This window comes from Isoptericola sp. S6320L (assembly GCF_023015685.1).
Classification (GTDB): domain Bacteria; phylum Actinomycetota; class Actinomycetes; order Actinomycetales; family Cellulomonadaceae; genus Isoptericola; species Isoptericola halotolerans_A.
This window is the reverse complement of the sequence record NZ_JALKAT010000001.1, coordinates 176,851-195,113: the sequence shown is the minus strand read 5'-3', so window position 1 is coordinate 195,113 and position 18,263 is coordinate 176,851. Positions and strand designations below refer to the sequence as shown.

At 69.2% G+C, this 18,263-nt stretch carries 17 protein-coding genes and 6 tRNA genes; 13 read left to right on the top strand and 10 right to left on the bottom strand.

The window, feature by feature from the left end:
* Positions 1-110 precede the first annotated feature (110 nt).
* Complete coding sequence (locus tag MWU57_RS01000; protein ID WP_106269414.1) at positions 111-344, top strand: hypothetical protein; 234 nt, start codon at positions 111-113, stop codon at positions 342-344.
* A gap of 7 nt (positions 345-351) precedes the next feature.
* Here the strand turns inward: MWU57_RS01000 and MWU57_RS00995 are convergent, their stop codons facing one another.
* Together MWU57_RS00995 and MWU57_RS00990 are read right to left on the bottom strand one after the other, a co-directional pair.
* Positions 352-645: a hypothetical protein gene (locus tag MWU57_RS00995; protein WP_308221123.1), complete on the bottom strand. Its 294-nt coding sequence runs from the start codon at positions 643-645 to the stop codon at positions 352-354.
* A gap of 10 nt (positions 646-655) precedes the next feature.
* Entirely contained in the window at positions 656-1,411 is a 756-nt protein-coding gene (locus MWU57_RS00990) for an HNH endonuclease family protein (protein WP_246906749.1), read from the bottom strand.
* A gap of 89 nt (positions 1,412-1,500) precedes the next feature.
* Here MWU57_RS00990 and MWU57_RS00985 point away from each other — a divergent pair, with 89 nt between their 5' ends.
* On the top strand, positions 1,501-2,010 hold the full coding sequence (locus MWU57_RS00985; protein WP_246906748.1) for a DUF421 domain-containing protein: 510 nt from the start codon (positions 1,501-1,503) through the stop codon (positions 2,008-2,010).
* A gap of 7 nt (positions 2,011-2,017) precedes the next feature.
* Here MWU57_RS00985 and MWU57_RS00980 read toward each other — a convergent pair.
* From MWU57_RS00980 to MWU57_RS00955, 6 genes are all read right to left on the bottom strand, one after another.
* Positions 2,018-2,092 (bottom strand) — tRNA-Val (locus MWU57_RS00980).
* 1 nt (position 2,093) lies between these two features.
* Positions 2,094-2,169, bottom strand: a tRNA-Gly gene (locus MWU57_RS00975).
* Positions 2,170-2,285: 116 nt separating this feature from the next.
* The gene (locus tag MWU57_RS00970; protein ID WP_106269417.1) at positions 2,286-2,564 is read right to left on the bottom strand and encodes a DUF2277 domain-containing protein; all 279 of its coding nucleotides are present in this window, start codon (positions 2,562-2,564) and stop codon (positions 2,286-2,288) included.
* Positions 2,565-2,635: 71 nt separating this feature from the next.
* A tRNA-Val gene (locus tag MWU57_RS00965) sits at positions 2,636-2,710 on the bottom strand.
* A gap of 1 nt (position 2,711) precedes the next feature.
* Positions 2,712-2,782 (bottom strand) — tRNA-Cys (locus MWU57_RS00960).
* 58 nt (positions 2,783-2,840) lie between these two features.
* Positions 2,841-2,913 (bottom strand) — tRNA-Gly (locus tag MWU57_RS00955).
* Positions 2,914-3,028: 115 nt separating this feature from the next.
* Here MWU57_RS00955 and MWU57_RS00950 point away from each other — a divergent pair.
* The 9 genes from MWU57_RS00950 (at position 3,029) to MWU57_RS00905 (ending at position 14,847) form a co-directional block, all read left to right on the top strand.
* A complete protein-coding gene (locus MWU57_RS00950; RefSeq protein ID WP_246906747.1) occupies positions 3,029-4,174 on the top strand; it encodes a chorismate-binding protein in 1,146 nt (381 codons plus the stop codon).
* Positions 4,171-4,785 (top strand): dihydrofolate reductase family protein, encoded by a 615-nt coding sequence (locus MWU57_RS00945; RefSeq protein WP_246906746.1) that lies wholly within the window; start codon positions 4,171-4,173, stop codon positions 4,783-4,785. Before MWU57_RS00950 ends, MWU57_RS00945 begins: the two co-directional genes overlap by 4 nt.
* Positions 4,786-4,789: 4 nt before the next feature.
* The gene (locus MWU57_RS00940) at positions 4,790-5,656 is read left to right on the top strand and encodes an aminotransferase class IV (RefSeq protein WP_246906745.1); all 867 of its coding nucleotides are present in this window, start codon (positions 4,790-4,792) and stop codon (positions 5,654-5,656) included.
* Positions 5,657-5,766: 110 nt separating this feature from the next.
* A tRNA-Val gene (locus MWU57_RS00935) sits at positions 5,767-5,841 on the top strand.
* 274 nt (positions 5,842-6,115) lie between these two features.
* Positions 6,116-11,227: a hypothetical protein gene (locus MWU57_RS00930; RefSeq protein WP_246906744.1), complete on the top strand. Its 5,112-nt coding sequence runs from the start codon at positions 6,116-6,118 to the stop codon at positions 11,225-11,227.
* Positions 11,228-11,535: 308 nt separating this feature from the next.
* Positions 11,536-11,742: a hypothetical protein gene (locus MWU57_RS00920; protein ID WP_246906851.1), complete on the top strand. Its 207-nt coding sequence runs from the start codon at positions 11,536-11,538 to the stop codon at positions 11,740-11,742.
* A gap of 68 nt (positions 11,743-11,810) precedes the next feature.
* Entirely contained in the window at positions 11,811-12,572 is a 762-nt protein-coding gene (locus MWU57_RS00915) for a hypothetical protein (protein WP_246906743.1), read from the top strand.
* A gap of 23 nt (positions 12,573-12,595) precedes the next feature.
* Positions 12,596-13,213, top strand: coding sequence for a ribonuclease D (locus MWU57_RS00910; RefSeq protein WP_246906846.1), 618 nt, complete (start codon positions 12,596-12,598; stop codon positions 13,211-13,213).
* A 992-nt stretch (positions 13,214-14,205) separates the two neighbouring features.
* On the top strand, positions 14,206-14,847 hold the full coding sequence (locus MWU57_RS00905) for a hypothetical protein (protein ID WP_246906741.1): 642 nt from the start codon (positions 14,206-14,208) through the stop codon (positions 14,845-14,847).
* Between the two features lie 122 nt (positions 14,848-14,969).
* Here the strand turns inward: MWU57_RS00905 and MWU57_RS00900 are convergent, their stop codons facing one another.
* Positions 14,970-15,683, bottom strand: coding sequence for a TetR/AcrR family transcriptional regulator (locus MWU57_RS00900; protein WP_246906739.1), 714 nt, complete (start codon positions 15,681-15,683; stop codon positions 14,970-14,972).
* A gap of 65 nt (positions 15,684-15,748) precedes the next feature.
* On the opposite strand from MWU57_RS00900, the gene MWU57_RS00895 reads away from it, so the two are divergent.
* Positions 15,749-16,684, top strand: coding sequence for a zinc-binding dehydrogenase (locus MWU57_RS00895; protein ID WP_246906737.1), 936 nt, complete (start codon positions 15,749-15,751; stop codon positions 16,682-16,684).
* Positions 16,685-16,768: 84 nt separating this feature from the next.
* Here MWU57_RS00895 and MWU57_RS00890 read toward each other — a convergent pair whose 3' ends face one another.
* Entirely contained in the window at positions 16,769-17,293 is a 525-nt protein-coding gene (locus MWU57_RS00890; protein ID WP_246906736.1) for a CGNR zinc finger domain-containing protein, read from the bottom strand.
* 90 nt (positions 17,294-17,383) lie between these two features.
* Between MWU57_RS00890 and MWU57_RS00885 the strand changes: the two genes are divergently transcribed.
* The gene (locus MWU57_RS00885) at positions 17,384-18,247 is read left to right on the top strand and encodes an alpha/beta fold hydrolase (protein ID WP_246906735.1); all 864 of its coding nucleotides are present in this window, start codon (positions 17,384-17,386) and stop codon (positions 18,245-18,247) included.
* Positions 18,248-18,263 lie beyond the last annotated feature (16 nt).

Genomic DNA, 18,263 nt, shown 5'->3' with positions numbered 1-18,263 from the left:
CGCGGTACCAGCCGGTGCCGTTGTGTCGATGTGGTGACGGGCCTGCACCGACGCTGGAAATAGTGTGCCAAGCACAAGCGAATCGATCCGCGCGCTGGTAGACCAGAGGCATGAGCACAGACCAGGGGGAGGGCCGCCCGGACCGGGCCCGGCACCTCCTTGACGAGTCGATCGCGTCGCAGGCACGGATCGCGCCCCGACGCCGGTCGCTCACGGAACCGCACGGCGACCCGCGGCTGGGGGGCGACGCGACCAAGGCGCCGCACTCGCTCTCGCAGGCGGAGCGACACCTGCACGAGGACGCCTCGAGCGGCCACTCATGGGACGACCCCGACGAGCTCTGAGGAGACCTCAGCGCGGTCGGCGGTCCGTGCCGACGTCGATCAGTCGCGGCATGCCCGCCGGGGCCACCTCGCTGACGGCCAGGTAGCGCGCCTCGGCCCGGTGCAGGCGGATGTGCTCGTCCAACGACCACTGCGGGCCGTTGCACAGCACCATGCCGCACGAGCAGTCGATCTCCACCGTGCCGTCGTCGTGGTGGCGCGCCTGACCGACCGTCACGTGGGAGGCGCGAGCGCGGACCTTGGCGCGGTGCATGACGGCGGAGACGGCCGACGGGCTCTCGGCGCTGCGGTCGGATTCCACGGCGACGAGCCTACCCGGCGGCGGGCAGCGGCTCGTCCGGGCAGCTCGCCAGCACGCGTTGCATGGCTTCCTGCTCCGCCGCGGTGACCCACAGCTCGTAGCGCGCCTTGACGGCCACCTGGCGCGCGACGTACTCGCAGCGGTACGACGAGTCCGGGGGCAGCCACGTCGCCGTGTCACCGTCGCCCTTCGCGCCGTTGGTGGGGCCGTCGACGGCGAGCAGGTTCAGCGGGTCGTTCGCCAGCTCGCGCCGTATCTCCGCGTCCAGGGTCTGGGCGCCCTTCTGCCAGGCGTCCGAGAGGGCGACGACGTGGTCGATCTGGACGGCCGTCGACGTCGTCCGTCCCCGCCGGAAGTCGATCGAGCCGCCCGTGTAGGGGTCCGCGAGCTCGCCGGTGAGCACGATGCACTCGTGCGTGCCGGCCTCGTACGTCACCGCGACCAGGTCGCGCGCGAGGATGTCGTTGCGGGTGTCGCACCCGTTGCGGTCGACGTCGGCCCACGCCGGGCCGAACTCGTCGCGGTCGTAGCCGGTCTTCGGTGCTCGCCCCTTGACCTCGAGGTCGGCGACGGCGGCGAGCGCGGTGCCGGGTGTCGCCTCCCGGGTGGTGACTCCGGCGAGGAGCGAGGAGAACGGGTCGGCGCTGCTCCTGGCGAGGTCGTCGAGGGTGAGGCCCCCGGCGACGAGGAGGACGACGGCGACGACCGCCAGCCGCACCCAGCGACGGCGGGTGCGGGCCGGGCGGTCCGAGGGCGAGCGGGTCACGGACGACTCCTTCGTGAGGTTCGTCCGCATTCTGGCAGACCGGAGGCCGGCCGGAGGCGACGAGAGTCCATCCCTGCTAGGCAGGAGGCATGTGGTTCGACGACCTCGATGCCATCTGGCGCGTCCTCGCGGTCGGCGCCGGCGCCTATGCGGCCCTCGTCGTGCTGCTGCGCGTCACGGGCAAGCGGACGCTGTCCAAGCTCAACGCCTTCGACTTCGTGGTGACCATCGCGCTCGGTTCGACGCTGGCGACGGTGCTGCTCAACGCGGACGTCTCGTGGGCCGAGGGTGTCACGGCGCTGGCCCTCCTCGCGGGACTGCAGCTGGTGGTCTCGTGGATCGTCAGCCGGCGCCCGAAGGTCGCCGGTGTCGTGACGTCCGGCGCGCTGGTGGTGCTCCGGGACGGGGTGCCCGATCTCGACGCCCTGCGCAGGGCGCGTCTGACGCAGGCAGAGCTGGCGCAGTCCGTCCGCCGGGCAGGGTTCGGGGGCTACGACGTCCTCGCGGCAGTGGTGCTGGAGAGTGACGGTTCGCTGTCCGTCGTGCCCGCGTCGAAGCTGGGCGATGCCACAGCGATCGAGCCGCTGGAGCGTGGGTGAGACGTGCTGGTGGGCGATACTGGGATCGAACCAGTGACCTCTTCCGTGTCAGGGAAGCGCGCTCCCGCTGCGCCAATCGCCCGTGGAGCGGATGACGGGACTCGGACCCGCGACATCCACCTTGGCAAGGTGGTGCTCTACCAACTGAGCTACATCCGCACGGCCGGACACGTGCTCCAGGGATCGCTCCCCGGTGTTCCGGCGCCTGAGGAACATTACTGGAACTTCCGGGTGCTGGTCCAATCGCCGGCGGTGTGACCTGCGCCTCGGCAGCGTCAGGCGGAGCTGCGCGCCGCGATGCGTGCCTGGACCTCGGGACGGCGCAGGGGCGGGACGGTCGGCGGTGGTTGCCGGCGCGCGGGCAGCTCGCCGAGCAGGCGGGTGACGATCTCGGCGATCTCGGCTGCGGCGGCCTCGCAGGGCTCTCGCGAGGCGGGGGCAGCGTCCGACGCCACGCCCGTCACCTTGCGGACGAACTGGGCGGCCGCCGCCTCGATCTCCTCGGGCGTGGCCGGCGGCTCGAGGCCGCGCAGCGTGGTGATGTTCCGGCACATGCTCGTGACGCTACGCCGGCCGGGCCGGGGATGCACGAAGGCCCGGACCGTTCGGTCCGGGCCTTCGTGGGTGGTGGGCGATACTGGGATCGAACCAGTGACCTCTTCCGTGTCAGGGAAGCGCGCTACCGCTGCGCCAATCGCCCGAGGTGGGTACGGGATTCGAACCCGTGTATACGGCTTTGCAGGCCGCTGCCTCGCCTCTCGGCCAACCCACCATGAGAAAGCGTGCTCTCCCGCTACCTCGTCGCCGAGGAGGCAGGGAGTGGGCCTCCGAGCGGATGACGGGACTCGGACCCGCGACATCCACCTTGGCAAGGTGGTGCTCTACCAACTGAGCTACATCCGCACGACCGGTCAGTGGGGATCTCTCCCCGGCGTTCCGGCGCGAGGGAAACACTAGTTGACCCAGCCCGAATCCGTCCAATCGCCCGGCGGGGCGCGCCTGGCATAGCGTTCGCAGCGTGCACGCACCGACCTCCTGGGCCTCCTTCGCCGGCCGTCGCGCCACCGACGTCGTCGAGTGCGTCGACCTCCAGCAGGACCCGCAGCGCCTCGCGGAGCCCGGCCCGTGGTTCGTCGTGGTCGACTTCGAGGCCTTCGGGCGCGGTGGGCGGGCCCGGGCCTGGCGGTTCGCCCACGTGTCCGACGACGTCGCGCCCGCCGCCGGCGCGCTGCGGGACGCTCCGTGGCGAGGCCCGGAACCGTCGAGCTGGCGCAGCTCGCTCGACCGGGACGCCTACCAGGAGGCCGTGCAGCGCGTCCGGGACCACGTCCGCGACGGGACCGTCTACCAGGTCAACGTCTGCCGGGTGCTGGGGGCGCCCCTTCCCGTGGTGCCCGACGGCGCCACGTCGCTCGAGCCCGACGCGGCGGCCCTCGCGGCCCGCCTCGCCGCCGGGAACCCTGCACCGTACGGTGCGGCCGTCCACGTGCCGGCGAGCTCCGGCGTCGACCCGGTGTGGGTGGTCTCGGCCTCGCCCGAGCTGTACCTGTCCCTCGACGCCGGGGCGCTCGCCTCCGGGCCCATCAAGGGCACCGCGCGGACGGCGGACGGGCTCACGGACAAGGACCGGGCCGAGAACGTGATGATCACCGACCTGGTGCGCAACGACCTGCAACGGGTGTGCGCGCCGGGGACCGTGACCGTCACCGACCTGCTGGGCGTCGAGGAGCATCCCGGCCTCGTGCATCTCGTCTCGCGTGTCCGTGGTGCTCTGGCACCCGAGGTCGCCGAGGCGCCGGACCGGTGGAGCCGGGTGTTGCGCGCGACGTTCCCTCCCGGGTCCGTCTCCGGGGCGCCCAAGTTCTCCGCGCTGCGGATCATCGAGGAGCTGGAGACGGCTCCGCGGGGCCCCTACTGCGGCGCGGTGGGCTGGGTGGACGGCGACCGCGCCGAGCTCGCCGTCGGCATCCGCACGTTCTGGTGGGAGCGTGGGCCGCACGACGACGGCGTGCTGCGGTTCGGCACGGGAGCCGGGATCACGTGGGGCTCCGACCCGCTGGCCGAGTGGCACGAGACCGAGCTCAAGGCGGAGCGGCTCGTCGGTCTCGCGTCGGCACGGACGGCCGATGAGTTCGGCACGCCGGCACGGTCAGCCGAGACATGACCCTGGTGACCTGCAACCTGTCCGTGTCGCTCGACGGCTTCAGCGCCGGCCCGCACCCCAGTCGCGAGCGGCCCTTCGGGGACGTCGTGGGGACCGGCGAGATCCTGCACTCGTGGATGTTCGACCATGCGCCCGAGCACGCCGAGGAGATCGCCGGGATCCTGCGCGCCGGCGCCTTCGTCATGGGTCGCGGCATGTTCTCGCCGGACCAGGGGCCGTGGGACCACGACTGGCGCGGGTGGTGGGGCGAGGAGCCGCCGTACCACGCACCCGTGTTCGTGCTCACGCACCACGAGCGCCCGGCGCTCGAGATGAACGGCGGCACGACGTTCCACTTCGTGACGGGCGGCCTCGACGAGGCCCTCGAGCGGGCGCGGGCGGCGGCCGGCGAGCGGGACGTGTCCGTCGCCGGCGGAGCCACCGTCGTCAACGCCTGCCTGCAGGCCGGCGTCATCGACGAGCTGCGCCTGCACGTCGCGCCGGTCGTGTTGGACATCCCCGGGGGTGTGCGCCTGTTCGACGGCGTGGGCCGGCATGCGCTCGAGGCAGTGAGCGCACGGCACACGCCGGAGGTGACGCACCTGGTCTACCGCCGGCGTCGGGCAGACTGACCCCATGAGTCTGGTGATCTGGGCCGAAGGCCGGTTGGTCGGTGCGGGGGAGGCCGCGATGAGCGCGGTCGACCACGGCATCACGGTGGGCGACGGCGTCTTCGAGACGTGCACGGTGCTCGACGGGAGGGCGTTCGCGCTCACGCGGCACCTGGCGCGGCTCGCGCGGTCCGCCGCAGGGCTGGGGCTCGAGGCGCCCGACGAGCAGAAGGTGCGCGACGGCGTCGCGGCCGTCCTGCAGGAGGCGGTGCGGTCGGGCGGGGCGTTCGACGGCCGGCTGCGCATCACCGTGACGGCCGGTGTGGGACCGCTCGGCTCCCACCGTGTGGAGGGCGCGCAGACCGTGGTCGTCGCCGCCCAGGAATCCGTCATGGCACCGGAGTCGCGTTCGGTGCGGTCCCCGTGGCCGCGCAACGAGCGCTCGGCGATCGCCGGCCTCAAGACGACGTCGTACGCCGAGAACGTCGTGGCCCTCGCCCACGCGAAGGCGCAGGGCGCGGACGAGACCATCCTGCCCAACACCGTGGGGGACCTGTGCGAGGGCACGGGCTCGAACGTGTTCGTCGAGCGGGACGGTGAGCTCGTGACCCCGCTGCTCGATTCGGGAGCGCTGGCCGGCATCACCCGGCAGCTGCTGCTCGAGTGGAGCGCCGAGACCGGGCTCCCCGTGCGCGAGGCCCGTGCGGGGGAGCTGCCCTTCGCGGTCCTCGACCAGGTCGACTCCGGTGACGTGCAGCTCGTGCTGACGTCCTCCGGGCGCAACGTCCAGCCGGTGACCTGGCTCGACGGGGCCGAGGTCGCGGTGGGGGAGGTCTCGGCGGAGGCGCGCGTGCTGTTCGAGAAGCTCTGCCGCGAGCGCATCGACCCCTGACCGCGCGCCCGATCCCTCACCTGGGGCGACGCCGCCCGACCTGTGGGCCACGCCGCACCGTCCCGGTTTGGACCAGCGCCCGATCTGTGACTACTATCGACCTCGCACTCGGGCGATTGGCGCAGTGGTAGCGCGCTTCGTTCACACCGAAGAGGTCACTGGTTCGAACCCAGTATCGCCCACCAACCGAGAGGCCCCCTGACCAGCGGAAACGCTGGGCAGGGGGCCTTTCGCTTGCCTGGGGGTTCGACGGAACGGTGCTGGGCATCTACGGCCTGCGACTGCAGTCTACGAGGGGAACTCGAACTTCCGTGCGCGGCAGACGAGCTAAGGGCGGCCCGACTGGCGGGACTGACTCTCGGAGAGTCCGCGCCATTTGACTTAGCCGCTGCGACGATGTGCCAATGCCGCCCTATCCAGTTGGCGCGTCCCTAGACTATGGCCGCAGGAGGAGCCAACGTGACTGCCGATACGGAAGAATCCACGAATGCCGCCAGCCCGTACGCGACGGGCGGCGGCGGGACGCGCCTCGAGCATCGTTTGGGTGCGGTTTTCCTGGCTCGGCTCCTGACCGGCGGCCCGGTCGCCGAGCTGGGCGCTCGGCCGCCGACGAAGGTGGCATTTCAGCAGTCGTCCGCGTCACGGATCGATGACCTGATCGTCACAGCATTGTCCGCCGACGGCGTGTCCTCGCTCCGGCTAGACATCGCCGTCCGGCGTACGCCGAGCTTCGTTCGGAGCCACGGGCCAACAAAGAAGCTGGTGGCGGCACTCGTCGCCGAGGACATCGCCGCTGAGAGCGACGGGGACGTGCTGGTGGAACGACGTCTCGCTGTCGCGGTCTCGGGACCCCAGACGCACGCACAGCAGGTCGCGGAACTGGCGGCGGTGGCTCGGGCTCAGGCCACGGCTGAGGATTTCTTCACGCTCGTGGGCACTCCGGGAAGATTCGCCTCGCGGTCTCGGCTTGAACACCTTCGCGACATGGTCAAGGACGCCCTCCCGGAGGGGCCTGAGTCTGCCAAGCACCGTTGCTGGAGCCTGCTTCGCCGGCTCTGGATGATGCAGACCCAGCTCGAGACTGGCCACGAGCTGACCTGGACGGACATCGTCGACGACCTCAAGCCGTTCGCCGTCGGCGCGTCCGTCGATGGAGCGCTGGCGCTGCGCGACCGACTCGAGCAACTCGCCGGTGAGTTCGCCACCAACGCAGGCGACGTGGACGCAAACACCCTGCGCCAACGCCTGCACGGACAGATCGCTCCCGGCACGCACTTGCCGCCCGATGGCTGGGCCCTTCTGATGGACATCGACAGGCACACCCGGTCCACCGTCGCCCGGTCCGTCAGCGGGCGTGAGTCGGCATCAATGAGCCTTCCGCGCGCAGACATTCGCGAGCAGGTAGAGGCGGCAGTTGCTGAAGCGGGCAGCCTCGTCGTAACGGGCGAGTCCGGCGTGGGCAAGAGCGCCTTGATCATGGACGCAATCGAGCCCGAGAAGCTCGGCGATAGCGGTCAGGCGCTGGCGCTCAACCTGCGGAACCTTCCCACGAGTCATGTCGACCTGCTGGACCTTCTGAAGAGTCCAGTCGAAAAGCTCCTGACGGAGCTGACTGCCCCCAAGCGCGTGCTTGTCATCGACGGCGCGGAGGCCGCGGCGGAGAGTCATCGCGACGTCTTCGTGCACCTCGTCGGCACTGCGCGGGCCGCAAACATCAAGGTTGTCGTGATCACCACAACCGAGGGGTCAGCGACGGTCACCGAACTGATGAAGCGTTGCGGCGAGATGCCGCGCGAACTGACTATCCCCGGGCTCGACGACGAGGAACTCCGCGAGGCGGCCCAGTCGTTCCCGGCACTGCAACGACTCGTCGACGACCCTCGCGCCCGCGAGCTGCTCCGTCGGCCAATCGTCGTAGACCTCCTTGCGCGCTCGGGCGAGACGGGGCTGCCACTGAACGAGGCGCAGGCGCTCGAGCAAATCTGGCATCACCTGGTGCGCAATCAGAACCGTCGCGATGATGGAGAACCAAGCGCACGCGAAGAGGTCATGCTTGCCCTGGCCGACCATGAAGTCAGTTCCGGTGATGTTGACCTGCTTCTCTCGCGCCTTGATCCTGCCGCCGTGCACGGCCTGCGACGCAGCGGCATCCTTCTACCGGCGAGCCCGCTCCCGTGGCAGCGGGTGCCCGCGTTCCAGCACGACCTCGTCCGCGCGTATGCCGTCGCACGGCTGCTGCTGGCGGGACGCGACCCGGCCGCGGCGCTCACTACGCGTTCAACGCCGCGATGGACGCTGCCTGCAGCACGGATTGCGTGCGAGATCCTGCTCGCGGCACCGGACGACCCGACGTACCCGCGCTCGGGTCGACTCGCGGCGCTGCAGCAAGCATTCGACGTGCTCGCTGCGAGCGGAGCGGGCCAGCGATGGTCTGATGTGCCGGTGGAGGCCGCTCTCGCCCTCCCAGACGCGAGAGACGTGCTGAACGATGCGTGGGCATTCCTCGCTAGCGGTGACGGGCTCGGAGTCGCGAGGCTCCTCCGCGTTCTGCGCTCCCGGTACCAGAGGGGAGGCATCCTCGATCCCACCCCTGCCGAGCCGGTCGTCTCCAACCTCCTCGAACCCGCGCTCCCGCGACGCGTGGCTGAGGACGCTGACTCGCTGACGCGCGACTGGCTCCGCGCGCTCGTGCTCCGCAGAACCGAAGCAGGGCAAACTACCCGCATCCAAGTCCGCGACAAAATCCTGCGGCACTGTGCGGACAGGGAGCGCGTGCTTGACGAAGAGGAGGCCGCCCGACAAGCCGAGCGCGCCGCCCGGAACCCAGAGCAGATCGCCGCCGACGAGGAGCGGGACGGGCGGTTCGCAGGTCTCCAAGTCCTGCCCGGCCGACGGCGCCGCCGCCGCCGCTGGTCGGATGCTCGGCGCCGCCCGTACCTGTGGATCGAAGACTCCCAGATCGAGCAGCTGGCACTTCTCGGTCCGGATCTCGGCGGCGACGGCGAAGCGATCCTCCGCCGCATTGCGGAAGACGACCCGTACAAGGTTGTGCATGCGGTCGAGCCCGTCATGGCTGGGCAGTCGCTAGCTGCGCACGATCCGAAGCTTCTACTCGACCTCGCCGAGGCGTATTACATCGAGCAGGAGGATGATGACGACGACGGTTGGGGTTCGTCCGGCGGGTTGCTCGACGACGGTATTCGGGACCACCGCCGGGAAGGTGGCGTCCCGCTTGCGTCTTACCTGCACGGTCCGTTTCTGGCGATGTTTCGTGCCGACTATGTTGGCGGCGTCGCGTTTCTCAACCGGATGCTCGACCATGCGGCCCGGTTCCGCGTGCGCCGCTCCGCGGCCCGCCGGTTCGAGATGGGAGCAGACGACGAGACCGAGGTAAGCGAGACGCTGTCGATCACGGGTGAGTCGCGCAAGTATGCGGGTGACGGGCATGTCTGGCTCTGGTACCGCGGCACCGGGGTCGGCCCCTACCCGTGCATGAGCGCCCTGCAGGCTCTCGAGTTCGTGACCGAGGAGTACATCAAGGCGGGGCTCCCGCCGGCTGAGCTCACCGGGGTCATGATGGCTGACGCGAACAGCCTTGCGATGCCTGCCCTCGCGCTGGCTGTCCTGGTTCGACACCTGGAGGACGTCGGGGATGCGCTCGATCCTTACCTTGTCGAGCCTGCCGTCTGGGAACTGGAGTTCTCGCGGGCAATCAACGATCAAGCGAGCGGTCTTGCCGCCCGTGTCCCGGAGCTCGCGCATCCCGAACGCCGCGGCTGGTCGCTCCGCGAGGTCGGCATGTCCCTTGCGCTCGGAGCCGAGGGTGACCGCATCGGGCACCTCAAGGGTGTTGGAGACCGACTGTTGGAGAACGCGAGCCGGGAGCTTGGCGATGGCCCGTCACCGAGTGCGCGCGAGCATCTCGCCGCAGTGCGTAACTGGGCGGCAGGTCTCAACCGCGACGCGTATGAGTTCCGCAAGGAAGGCGAGCATGTCGTCATCGAGCAGGCCCCTGACCCGGATGCCGAGCTCCTTCTTGCGGACACGAACGCCCAGTTGCGTCGCACGAACGACGCCGCTGGACTCGTCGTACGGCACGCGCACGTCCGGAACACTGGCGGACGTGCTCCCGACGTCGACCCAGACACGCTCGCCGCCGACCTCGTGCTGGCACGTGCCCTCATCGATGACCCACCGCAGTCCTTCGGGTTCTCGACGGATGGCCCGTTCGCGGTCGCAGCAACGGCCCTAGAACATCACCTGACGTCGCGGGCAGCGGTCTCGCTCGATGACCTCGTCTGGAGCGCGACCTCGCTCCTGCAAGTCGCGAGCACGCTGGTCGACCGTGCGCCAGATGCGAGCGAGGACAACATCTTCAGCCAGGGTGCCGGCCGTTCGGCGGGTCGCGCGCTCCCGTTCCTGCTGACGCCGGCCGCCCGTGAACTCCGGACGGCCCTGTCAGTCGACGGACCGGGCGACGTCGACGAGTTAGTCGCGGTCTCCCGAGGTGTCGCTGTCCGAGGCGATCACGAGACCCGGCTCGCCTTCGCGCAATCGCTCGACGCGATCTGGGCAGCGCCGTGCGACACCGACCACCTCCACGGCCGATGCCACCATCTCGTCGTGTTCGACCTCGTCACCGAATCCCTCTCCGAGGTGGTCATCGGCCCGTGGGACCAAGAGTTGCAGCGCCGCGCGTTCGCCCGTCTCGACCCACTCAGTCCGGAGACTCTCGATGCGATCTCCGACGACGACATCTACGTCCGAGGGCTCAACCCTGCACTTCGCGCCGCCGGCTCCGCTGCAACCTCGCCCGCTTGTTGCCGCGAGGATGCGCGCCTCGCGTTGCGCGCGTGCCTCAGTGCGCACCAGCGGGGCATGCTCGCCAGCGAGCATGGTGGCCTTCACAGCGAGAGTGACTCCCTCGTGGCGGCCCGCGCCGCGCTATGGCAGGCACTCGCTGGCGACGATGAGACCATCCTTGATTACATTCGCGGCTACCTCTCGAACTCGAGGCTTGTGGCTGAGGGGCTGCAGTCAGTCGCCGCAGCCGCCGAGGAGCGACCGGACGCCGGTCGGCACGCGCGGCGGCTCTGGCCGCAGATCATGGACCTCGTCCTCGACGCCGTGGCCGCGCGTCCTCAGCTCTTCACCGAGCACACCTGGGGTGCCTATGCCCAAGCCCACTTGGTCCCCAACCCGACCGCAGGGTGGAGCTACCTCACCAGGGAGATAGCTGGTGACCCCTACAACTGGCGCGACCTGCTGGCATGGAGGACACAGGTCGAACGCTGGCTTCGAACTGCCTCGCCGCAGCGTATGAGTCTGGACCACCTCGTCATCGCGGTTCGCGACCTCGATGTTGGTGGCCAGGTTGAGCATGGCCTCCCTTGGATCGAAGAAGCTGTCGGCTCGGCCGGTCCAGACTGTGCGTGGACCTACACGCTCCCTGAGTGGCTTCACGAACGTCGCCCAGACATCACGGCGGACGAGGACGTCGCGTGTTGGCAGCGCGTCGTCGACTTCCTCGTCGTCGCCGGAGACACTAGAGTCGCCGACCTCGCCGACTAGGTGTACCCGGCCAGGAGGTTGGTGCCAGTTCCGGTTGGCGTGAGGGAGGACCCCGGGCTTAGTGGAGATGTCTGAAGTCTTCACAACCCGGAGGTCCTCGTGTCCCACGCTAATGCCCGCCTGACCGTTCGCGGCAGGATGTTGATCGTCCAGCGTCGCCAGCAGGGCTGGAAGCAGGCACACATCGCTGCGGCGATGGGCTTCTCACGCAAGTGCGTGCTGGCGGGGCCGCGGCTGGAGCGCGGCGAACCACCAGTCCTGCATCGACAAGTCACCCGTCGGCTGGGCTCGGCGGCGGTGGTGATGTCGTGTTCGCCGTTGTCAGGGTCGAACCAGTCGAGCTCGAAGCCGCTGAATGCGCTGATGCTCTTGGAGACCGCGAAGGACCACTCAAGGTCATCGTCGACGGGGTAGACCCGCGGCCTGTCGCCTCAGCCGATGCCGACGATCTGGCGCTCCGGATCGATCACGGCGACGACGCGTTCGTCTTCGCGGGGATACGGCCCACCCCGTGACCACGACATGCTGGCGACCGCTTGGTGTGTACACCGAGATAAGAGCTGCGGTGCGCTAGCGTGCCGACGTGACCTCGAACCCGGCAAGCGGCTTGACGTCGAAAGTGACGAACCGCTCCATCTGGATCCTTGGCGGCGGCATCACTGTCATCGGCCTTGCCCTCATGTGGGCTTCGGGGCTGGCCGGCGTCAACTTGCAGTGGGGAGCCCTGCTGTCGCAATGTGGCGGCGCTCTCTTCGCTGCCGGTGTTATTACTGTTGGCTGGGACCTCCTCGGTCGGCGGGCGCTCGCGGACGAGATTCTCGCCAAGGCGAAACTCAGTGAGGACCTCGTCCGCTCCGGAGTCTTGAGTGTGGAGACCGACTTCTACAAGGGACCCGACTGGAGTGGACTCTTCGCATCCGGATCCAGGCTAGACATGTTTGTCAGCTGGGGGCGGACCTGGCGCACGGCGGAGCGCAGCAGAGTCGAGGAGTTCATGCGTCGCGGCGGGAGGATGCGAGTCTTCCTTCCGGATCCCGACGACGAGCAGACCACCCAGATGCTGGCTGCACGGTTCAACATGCCGATGGATGAGGTCCAGCGCTCTATCACTGCGGCGGTCGCCGACTACCGATCCATCGACGCGCGGATCGAGGTCTTCCTGCGGAGAGGCCAACCGATGCACACCTTCTATCGGTTCGAGCGCCACGCAGTGATGGCGCCCTACAACCACGCAGGGCAACGTCGGAGGTCCGTGCCAGGCTTCGTTGTAGCGGCTGGCACGCTCCTAGAGTTCCTCGACCAGGAACTTGAGTCGATCGAGGAACAGAGCAGGCCGGCGCCCTGAGACGAGGAGGGAACGTGGAAGACATGACGGCAACGGTTGCTCGGATGGCAGGCGACCTCGACGGAGACTGGTGCGAGCAGGCCCTGGTCACAACCCGTGTCGCGATCGACATCGAAACAACGGGACTTGACTGGCGCACGGCCGAGGTTCGCACCATTCAGGTTGCCATTGGCGGAGAGGTCGCTCTCGTCCAGGTCCAAGACACCGAGCCGGCGAACCTCGTGCGACTCGTGTCAGACCCGCGGATCACGAAGGTCTTCCACCATGCGGCGTTCGACCTGCGGTTTCTCGCCGGATCCTACGACGCACTACCGTCGAACATCGCATGCACGAAGGTCGCAGCCAAGATCGCTCTCCCCGGCCTCCCGCCGCGCGCATACAGCCTTGCTCCCCTCCTCAGAGATCGACTGGGCGTGAAGATCGACAAGTCACAACAGACGTCGGACTGGTCTGGAGAACTCACCAATGAACAGGTTGCGTATGCTGCCGACGATGTGCGCCACCTAGACCGACTCCTATCTGACCTACTGGCGGAGGCCCGCTCGACAAGGAGCCTCAACCTCATCGAGTCCTCGTTTGCGTATCTCCCAACCAGGGTGGCGCTTGACCTCAGGGGTGCCGGCGACGTCTTCACCCACTAGAAGCTGACCGCTGACGGGCGCGCAACGTACTCCCTGTCGCGATCGCGCGTACGAGTTGTCGGCTCGGGTTTCTCGAGTCTGCTGCACGGATGGGTGACGCTCGATCAGTAGTGCCGCCGGGGCCGCCCGGGCACCTAAGCGGGCATCTACGGCTTCCCCAGGGGCCCGACAGCGACCGACGGCCGCCGACGGCGAGCCGTGGAATCTCGCGCATCTCCCCAGGTCTCCAACTGCGCGACAGTCCTTCACACCGAAGAGGTCACTGGTTCGAACCCAGTATCGCCCACCGAGAGAGGCCCCTGACCAGCACAAATGCTGGCCAGGGGCCTTTCGCTTTGTAGGGCAGAGCGTTGCTGGTCTGCGCCTCGGCCGGCGGCCGGTTGAGGAGTCCACCGTCGGGCTCGACGGGCTTCCAGGGTGACGGGTCGCGAGGGGCGAGGGCCGGCATCCCTCGGTGCCCTAGGGTGGAATCAGGGCCTGAAATGCGCGAACGCTGCTCGTTCGACGACGTTCCTGTAGTCGCGTTCGGCTGGTGCGGAGCTCGCGATCGGTCCGGTGAGGCAGTTGATGCTGTCAGCAGCGGTCGGGGGCGTTCCGGAGTTGTCACTTGGCCGTCCTGACGTTTGGTGTTCCGTACAGCTTCATGGCGTGCTGGGGACGGCCGCCGCGGATCCGTCGGCCACCGATGTCGAGCAGACCGCAGGCGGGAAGGTCGACGGCTTCTTTGCGTGGGAGGCCGCCTCGGAGCGGGCCGGTGTCCGCCCGCCTGGCCGGATGGCTGGCGCAGTGGGGTTCGTCGGTTCCGAGGCGACCGTGCGGCTATGGCACCGAGACCAGCGCTTGCAGATGGCGGGACCTTGACTGTGTGGTGAGCACAGGGCCTTGCCTGGAGGTCGCGCAGACGGGCGCCGTCGAGCCCCACTCCAGTCCACACGGTGGCGGTGGTGACTCAGCACCGTGGGCGCGTCGCGGCACCGAGCACAGGAGGCTACATGAGTACGGAACCAGGTAGCGCGCGGGCGCTCGCCCACCAGCTCGCAAGCGGAATCGATCCGGACGCCCTCGGTCGCGATGCCCTCGGAGCGGACATGGCGCGGGCTGCAGACATGCCGGGGCCCCTGCTGCTCGAGGCGGGCTGTGTGCGCGCTGCGTACGAAGCAATCGCTGCGGCAGGAGAGCGCGCCGATGCACCGGACGACGCGACGCTCGTCTCGCTGCGAGCCGGCGCAAGGGCTGCCGCCGACGCGGCTCGCGTCGCCGACGAGATCGGGGCTGGCGCGGCGTTAGCGCTGCGCGCCGCTGCCCGCGCTTGGTACCCGTACGCCGTCGAGGGCGAGAGCACGTCGTGGAAGGTTGGGCTGAGGGCATTCAGCGAGACGTGCGACGTCGACGCCGAGGCGGACCAGAATCTTGTCGTGCGGGCTGTCTGGGCGGCGGGTGCGGCAGCGGGACGTGATGACACGGCGACGGGGCGCGCGATCCGCGCCTTCGCTGACGAGCTGATGGGGAGGACCACAGCGGGGGAGGACCTGCTGACGGCGTGGAGGGGGGCTGTTCGTCACACGGCCGAGGTAGCCCCCGACCCGGTCTTCCATACCGTGGTCGATGCGGTGCAGGGAGTGCTGACCCGTTAGGAGCCGCGAAGAGTGGATGCGGCTCGTGGGCCCGGGCGCGAACGGCTCGACTCGACGAGGTCCTGTGGACGGTCCGTGGTGAGCCGTCGTCGCGTCGCTCAGGCGATGACCGGTCGCGCGAGTCACGGCGGCGCATCCCTCCGGACCGGAGCCCGTCGGGCGCTGCCTGGTCTCACCGAACTCGTCTTCAGACGAAGGCTGTCAGGAAGAACGGACACCCGCTCACGCACCAGGTCGATGAGGCCGTCCGCGTCAGCTGTCGGCCCGGTGCGGGGCAGCCAGGCACGCTGTGCACTGCGTGACGCGACCACCAGCATGTCCAGCAGCAGCACCAGCCTCTCCTCGTCGGCGGTCGCGCCGGGCGCAGGACTCAGGATCGCCAACACCTCGGCGACGGTGTGGTCGCAGAACTGCAGGTTGTGTGCGGCGAAGGAGGAATGGGTCCGGTCGAGCAGCAGCGATGCCCGCGTGAACCGTGTCCACTCGCCGTCGGCCCGCTCCTGTTCCCTGATGGCCGCGGCGAGGACATCGCTCAGCGACAGCAGAAGCGGGGTGTCTGCGTCCCCCGGCATGGGCTCCTCGGCCAGTCGTCGCGCGAACGCACGCCACATGTCTTTCAGGGGCGTCATCGCGACGTCTTCCTTGCTCGAGAAGTACCGGAAGAACGTGCGTTTGGACACGTCCGTCTGGGCGCACAGGTCGTCGACCGTGACGCGGTCGGGCTCCTCCCGCGTGAACGACTCCAGCGCCGCGACGACGAGAGCGCGTCGGGTGGCGCGCTTCTTGCGCTCCCGCAGTCCTGCCGCGGCATCGTCGGCTACCTCGTACCTCGGCACGCGACAGACTCTACCGGACTGCTCCTGAGTATCATGTGGCACCCAGAGGCACTTAAGGAGACAGCATGCGCGCGATCGTCGTCGACTCTGCACACCCCGTGGGGATCCGTCTCGCAGAGGCCCCACCATCGCAACCGCGTGCGTCGGAGGCAGTCGTGCGTGTTGCGGCGTTCACGATCAACTACGGAGACATCGCTACCGCGCAGTCGTTGCCCGACGGGGCAGTGCCGGGCTGGGAGGCGGCCGGATACGTCGCCCAGGCCGCCGCGGACGGTTCCGGCCCCGGTGTCGGAACTCCGGTCATCAGCCTGGGTGAGGCAGGAGGCTGGGCTGAGTATCGCGCGGTGGACACCGCCATGCTGGGCGTGGTTCCTGACGCTGCTGATCTCGGCGAGATGAGCACCCTTCCCGTCGCCGCCAACAGCGCCCTGCGTGCGCTGCGGCGGATTGGCCCGATCCTCGGGCGCACGGTCATGGTGACGGGAGCGACGGGAGGAGTCGGGCGGTACGCCGTGCAGCTCGCGCATCTCGGCGGCGCCACCGTGGTTGCCGTCACCACCTCACCCGACCGGTACGGGGCTGAGCTGCGGAGCCTCGGCGCCTCGTACGTGGTGGCCTCCCCGGGGCAGCATCGCGGCGAGGTGCACGGCGTGATCGACTGCGTCGGCGGCGACCTGCTGGTGCAGGCGTTCGACCGGCTCGGACGCGACGGCGTGCTCGTCGCGCTCGGCCATGTCACGTCGCAGCCGGAGGTGTTCCCGGTGGGCACGCTCATCGCCGATCCGTCTCGACACAACCGCAGCATCGTCACGTTCCATCAGCTCGACGGCTCGCCCCTCGCGCCCGACCTCGGATGGCTCAGTGCGCGCCTCGTCGAGGGGCGTCTTCGCCCGTCGATCGCGTGGCGTGGGCCATGGACCCGTGTTGCGGAGGTGATCGAGCGGCTGCACACCGGCTCGTTGCACGGGAAGGCGGTCGTCGACGTGGCCGTCGATGAGTGACTGAGCGCGACGGCGACGGGCGACGACCCCTTCAACCCCTGGCTCTCGCAGAGCGAGGAAGCGTGGGCGGGCGGGGAGTCCCGGTCACGCGCGCCCGGTCTCGGACGGGCTCTGCTGTCGTGAGTAGTGACGTCGCGCCTTCATGCGGTTGCCGCAGGTGGCCATGGAGCACCACCGTGCGGTGTTGCCCTTGGAGCGGTCGATGAGGAACTTCCGGCAGTCGGGGTTCTCGCACGGGCGGAGCCTGCCGGGCTGCTCGGCGGCGACCTCGGCCCAGGCGATGATCGCGCGCGCCGCAGGCAGCTTCGCAGCAGGGCCGGCGAGCTGCCAGCGCAAGCCGTGAAGGGTGAGGGGCAACGGCTCCTGTTCGACGTCTCGAAGGATCTGGTCCAGCTCGGCACCGACCGTGCCGTGGCGCGCGGCGTCCTGCAGACCGTCCCGGGCGCGGACCAGCTCGCGCACCTCGCTCGTCGTTCCCTCTCCGCCGAAGCGGCGCGCGAGGTCTGCTGCGTGCGCCGGGTCGGACAGGAGGTCCGTCGGGGCGCCACCCTCGACGGGCGTGGAGTTCAGCAGCGCGAGCAGTGCGCCGCCGTGGTCGTCGGTTGCCATCGTGTCTAACTCCCATGTATTCGTTGACAGGTTAGGTGCTCCGTGATCTACTGACCTAACCACCGAAACCATTTTAGACAGGAGGGCGGCGTGGTGAACACCTACCACCGCTTCGTGGAGGTCGAGGGTCTGAACGTCTTCTACCGTGAGGCAGGCGACCCCGACGCTCCCACCGTCGTGCTGCTGCACGGCTACCCCACCAGCTCGTTCATGTTCCGCCACCTCATCCCTGAGCTGGCCGACGACTTCCACGTGATCGCGCCGGACCACATCGGGTTCGGTCTCTCCGACGCTCCGGCGGCGGACGAGTTCCGGTACACCTTCGACGCTCTGGCCGCGCACACCTCGAAGTTCCTCGAGGCGCTCGGCGTCGACCGGTACGCGATCTACGTCCAGGACTACGGGGCACCGATCGGGTGGCGCCTCGCGCTCGAGGATCCCGACCGGGTCTGGGCCATCGTCAGCCAGAACGGCAACGCCTACGAAGAGGGCTTCGTCGACGAGTTCTGGGCGAGCGTGTGGGCGTACGCCGCCGATCCCCACGCAGAGACCGAGGCCGCGCTGCGCCCGGCGCTCGGCGAGGATGCGATCCGGTGGCAGTACACCCACGGCGTTCCCGATCCGGCCGTCGTGAGCCCGGACACCTGGCGGCACGACGCCGCACTCGTCGCACGGCCCGGCAACGACCAGGCCCAGCTCGCGCTCTTCCGAGACTACGTCACCAACGTCCGGCTCTACCCGGACCTCCACGAGTACCTGCGGGACTCCCGTGTGCCGGTGCTCGCCGTCTGGGGCAAGAACGACGAGATCTTCGGTCCCGCGGGCGCCGAAGCGTTCCGCCAACACGCCCACGACCCGGAGATCCACCTGCTCGACGGCGGACACTTCCTGCTCGAGAGCGCGCTCGATGAGGTGGCGCCCCTGATGCGCCGGTTCCTCGCTCGGCACTCCTGACCACGGGTCGACCGGG

What these genes read in the sequence shown, in the direction of transcription:
- MWU57_RS01000 (WP_106269414.1), top strand. Translation starts at nt 111, where the DNA reads ATGAGCACAGACCAGGGGGAGGGCCGCCCGGACCGGGCCCGGCACCTC.
- MWU57_RS00985 (WP_246906748.1), top strand. Translation starts at nt 1,501, where the DNA reads ATGTGGTTCGACGACCTCGATGCCATCTGGCGCGTCCTCGCGGTCGGC.
- MWU57_RS00970 (WP_106269417.1), bottom strand. Translation starts at nt 2,564, where the DNA reads ATGTGCCGGAACATCACCACGCTGCGCGGCCTCGAGCCGCCGGCCACG.
- MWU57_RS00945 (WP_246906746.1), top strand. Translation starts at nt 4,171, where the DNA reads ATGACCCTGGTGACCTGCAACCTGTCCGTGTCGCTCGACGGCTTCAGC.
- MWU57_RS00940 (WP_246906745.1), top strand. Translation starts at nt 4,790, where the DNA reads ATGAGTCTGGTGATCTGGGCCGAAGGCCGGTTGGTCGGTGCGGGGGAG.
- MWU57_RS00910 (WP_246906846.1), top strand. Translation starts at nt 12,596, where the DNA reads ATGACGGCAACGGTTGCTCGGATGGCAGGCGACCTCGACGGAGACTGG.
- MWU57_RS00905 (WP_246906741.1), top strand. Translation starts at nt 14,206, where the DNA reads ATGAGTACGGAACCAGGTAGCGCGCGGGCGCTCGCCCACCAGCTCGCA.
- MWU57_RS00895 (WP_246906737.1), top strand. Translation starts at nt 15,749, where the DNA reads ATGCGCGCGATCGTCGTCGACTCTGCACACCCCGTGGGGATCCGTCTC.
- MWU57_RS00890 (WP_246906736.1), bottom strand. Translation starts at nt 17,293, where the DNA reads ATGGCAACCGACGACCACGGCGGCGCACTGCTCGCGCTGCTGAACTCC.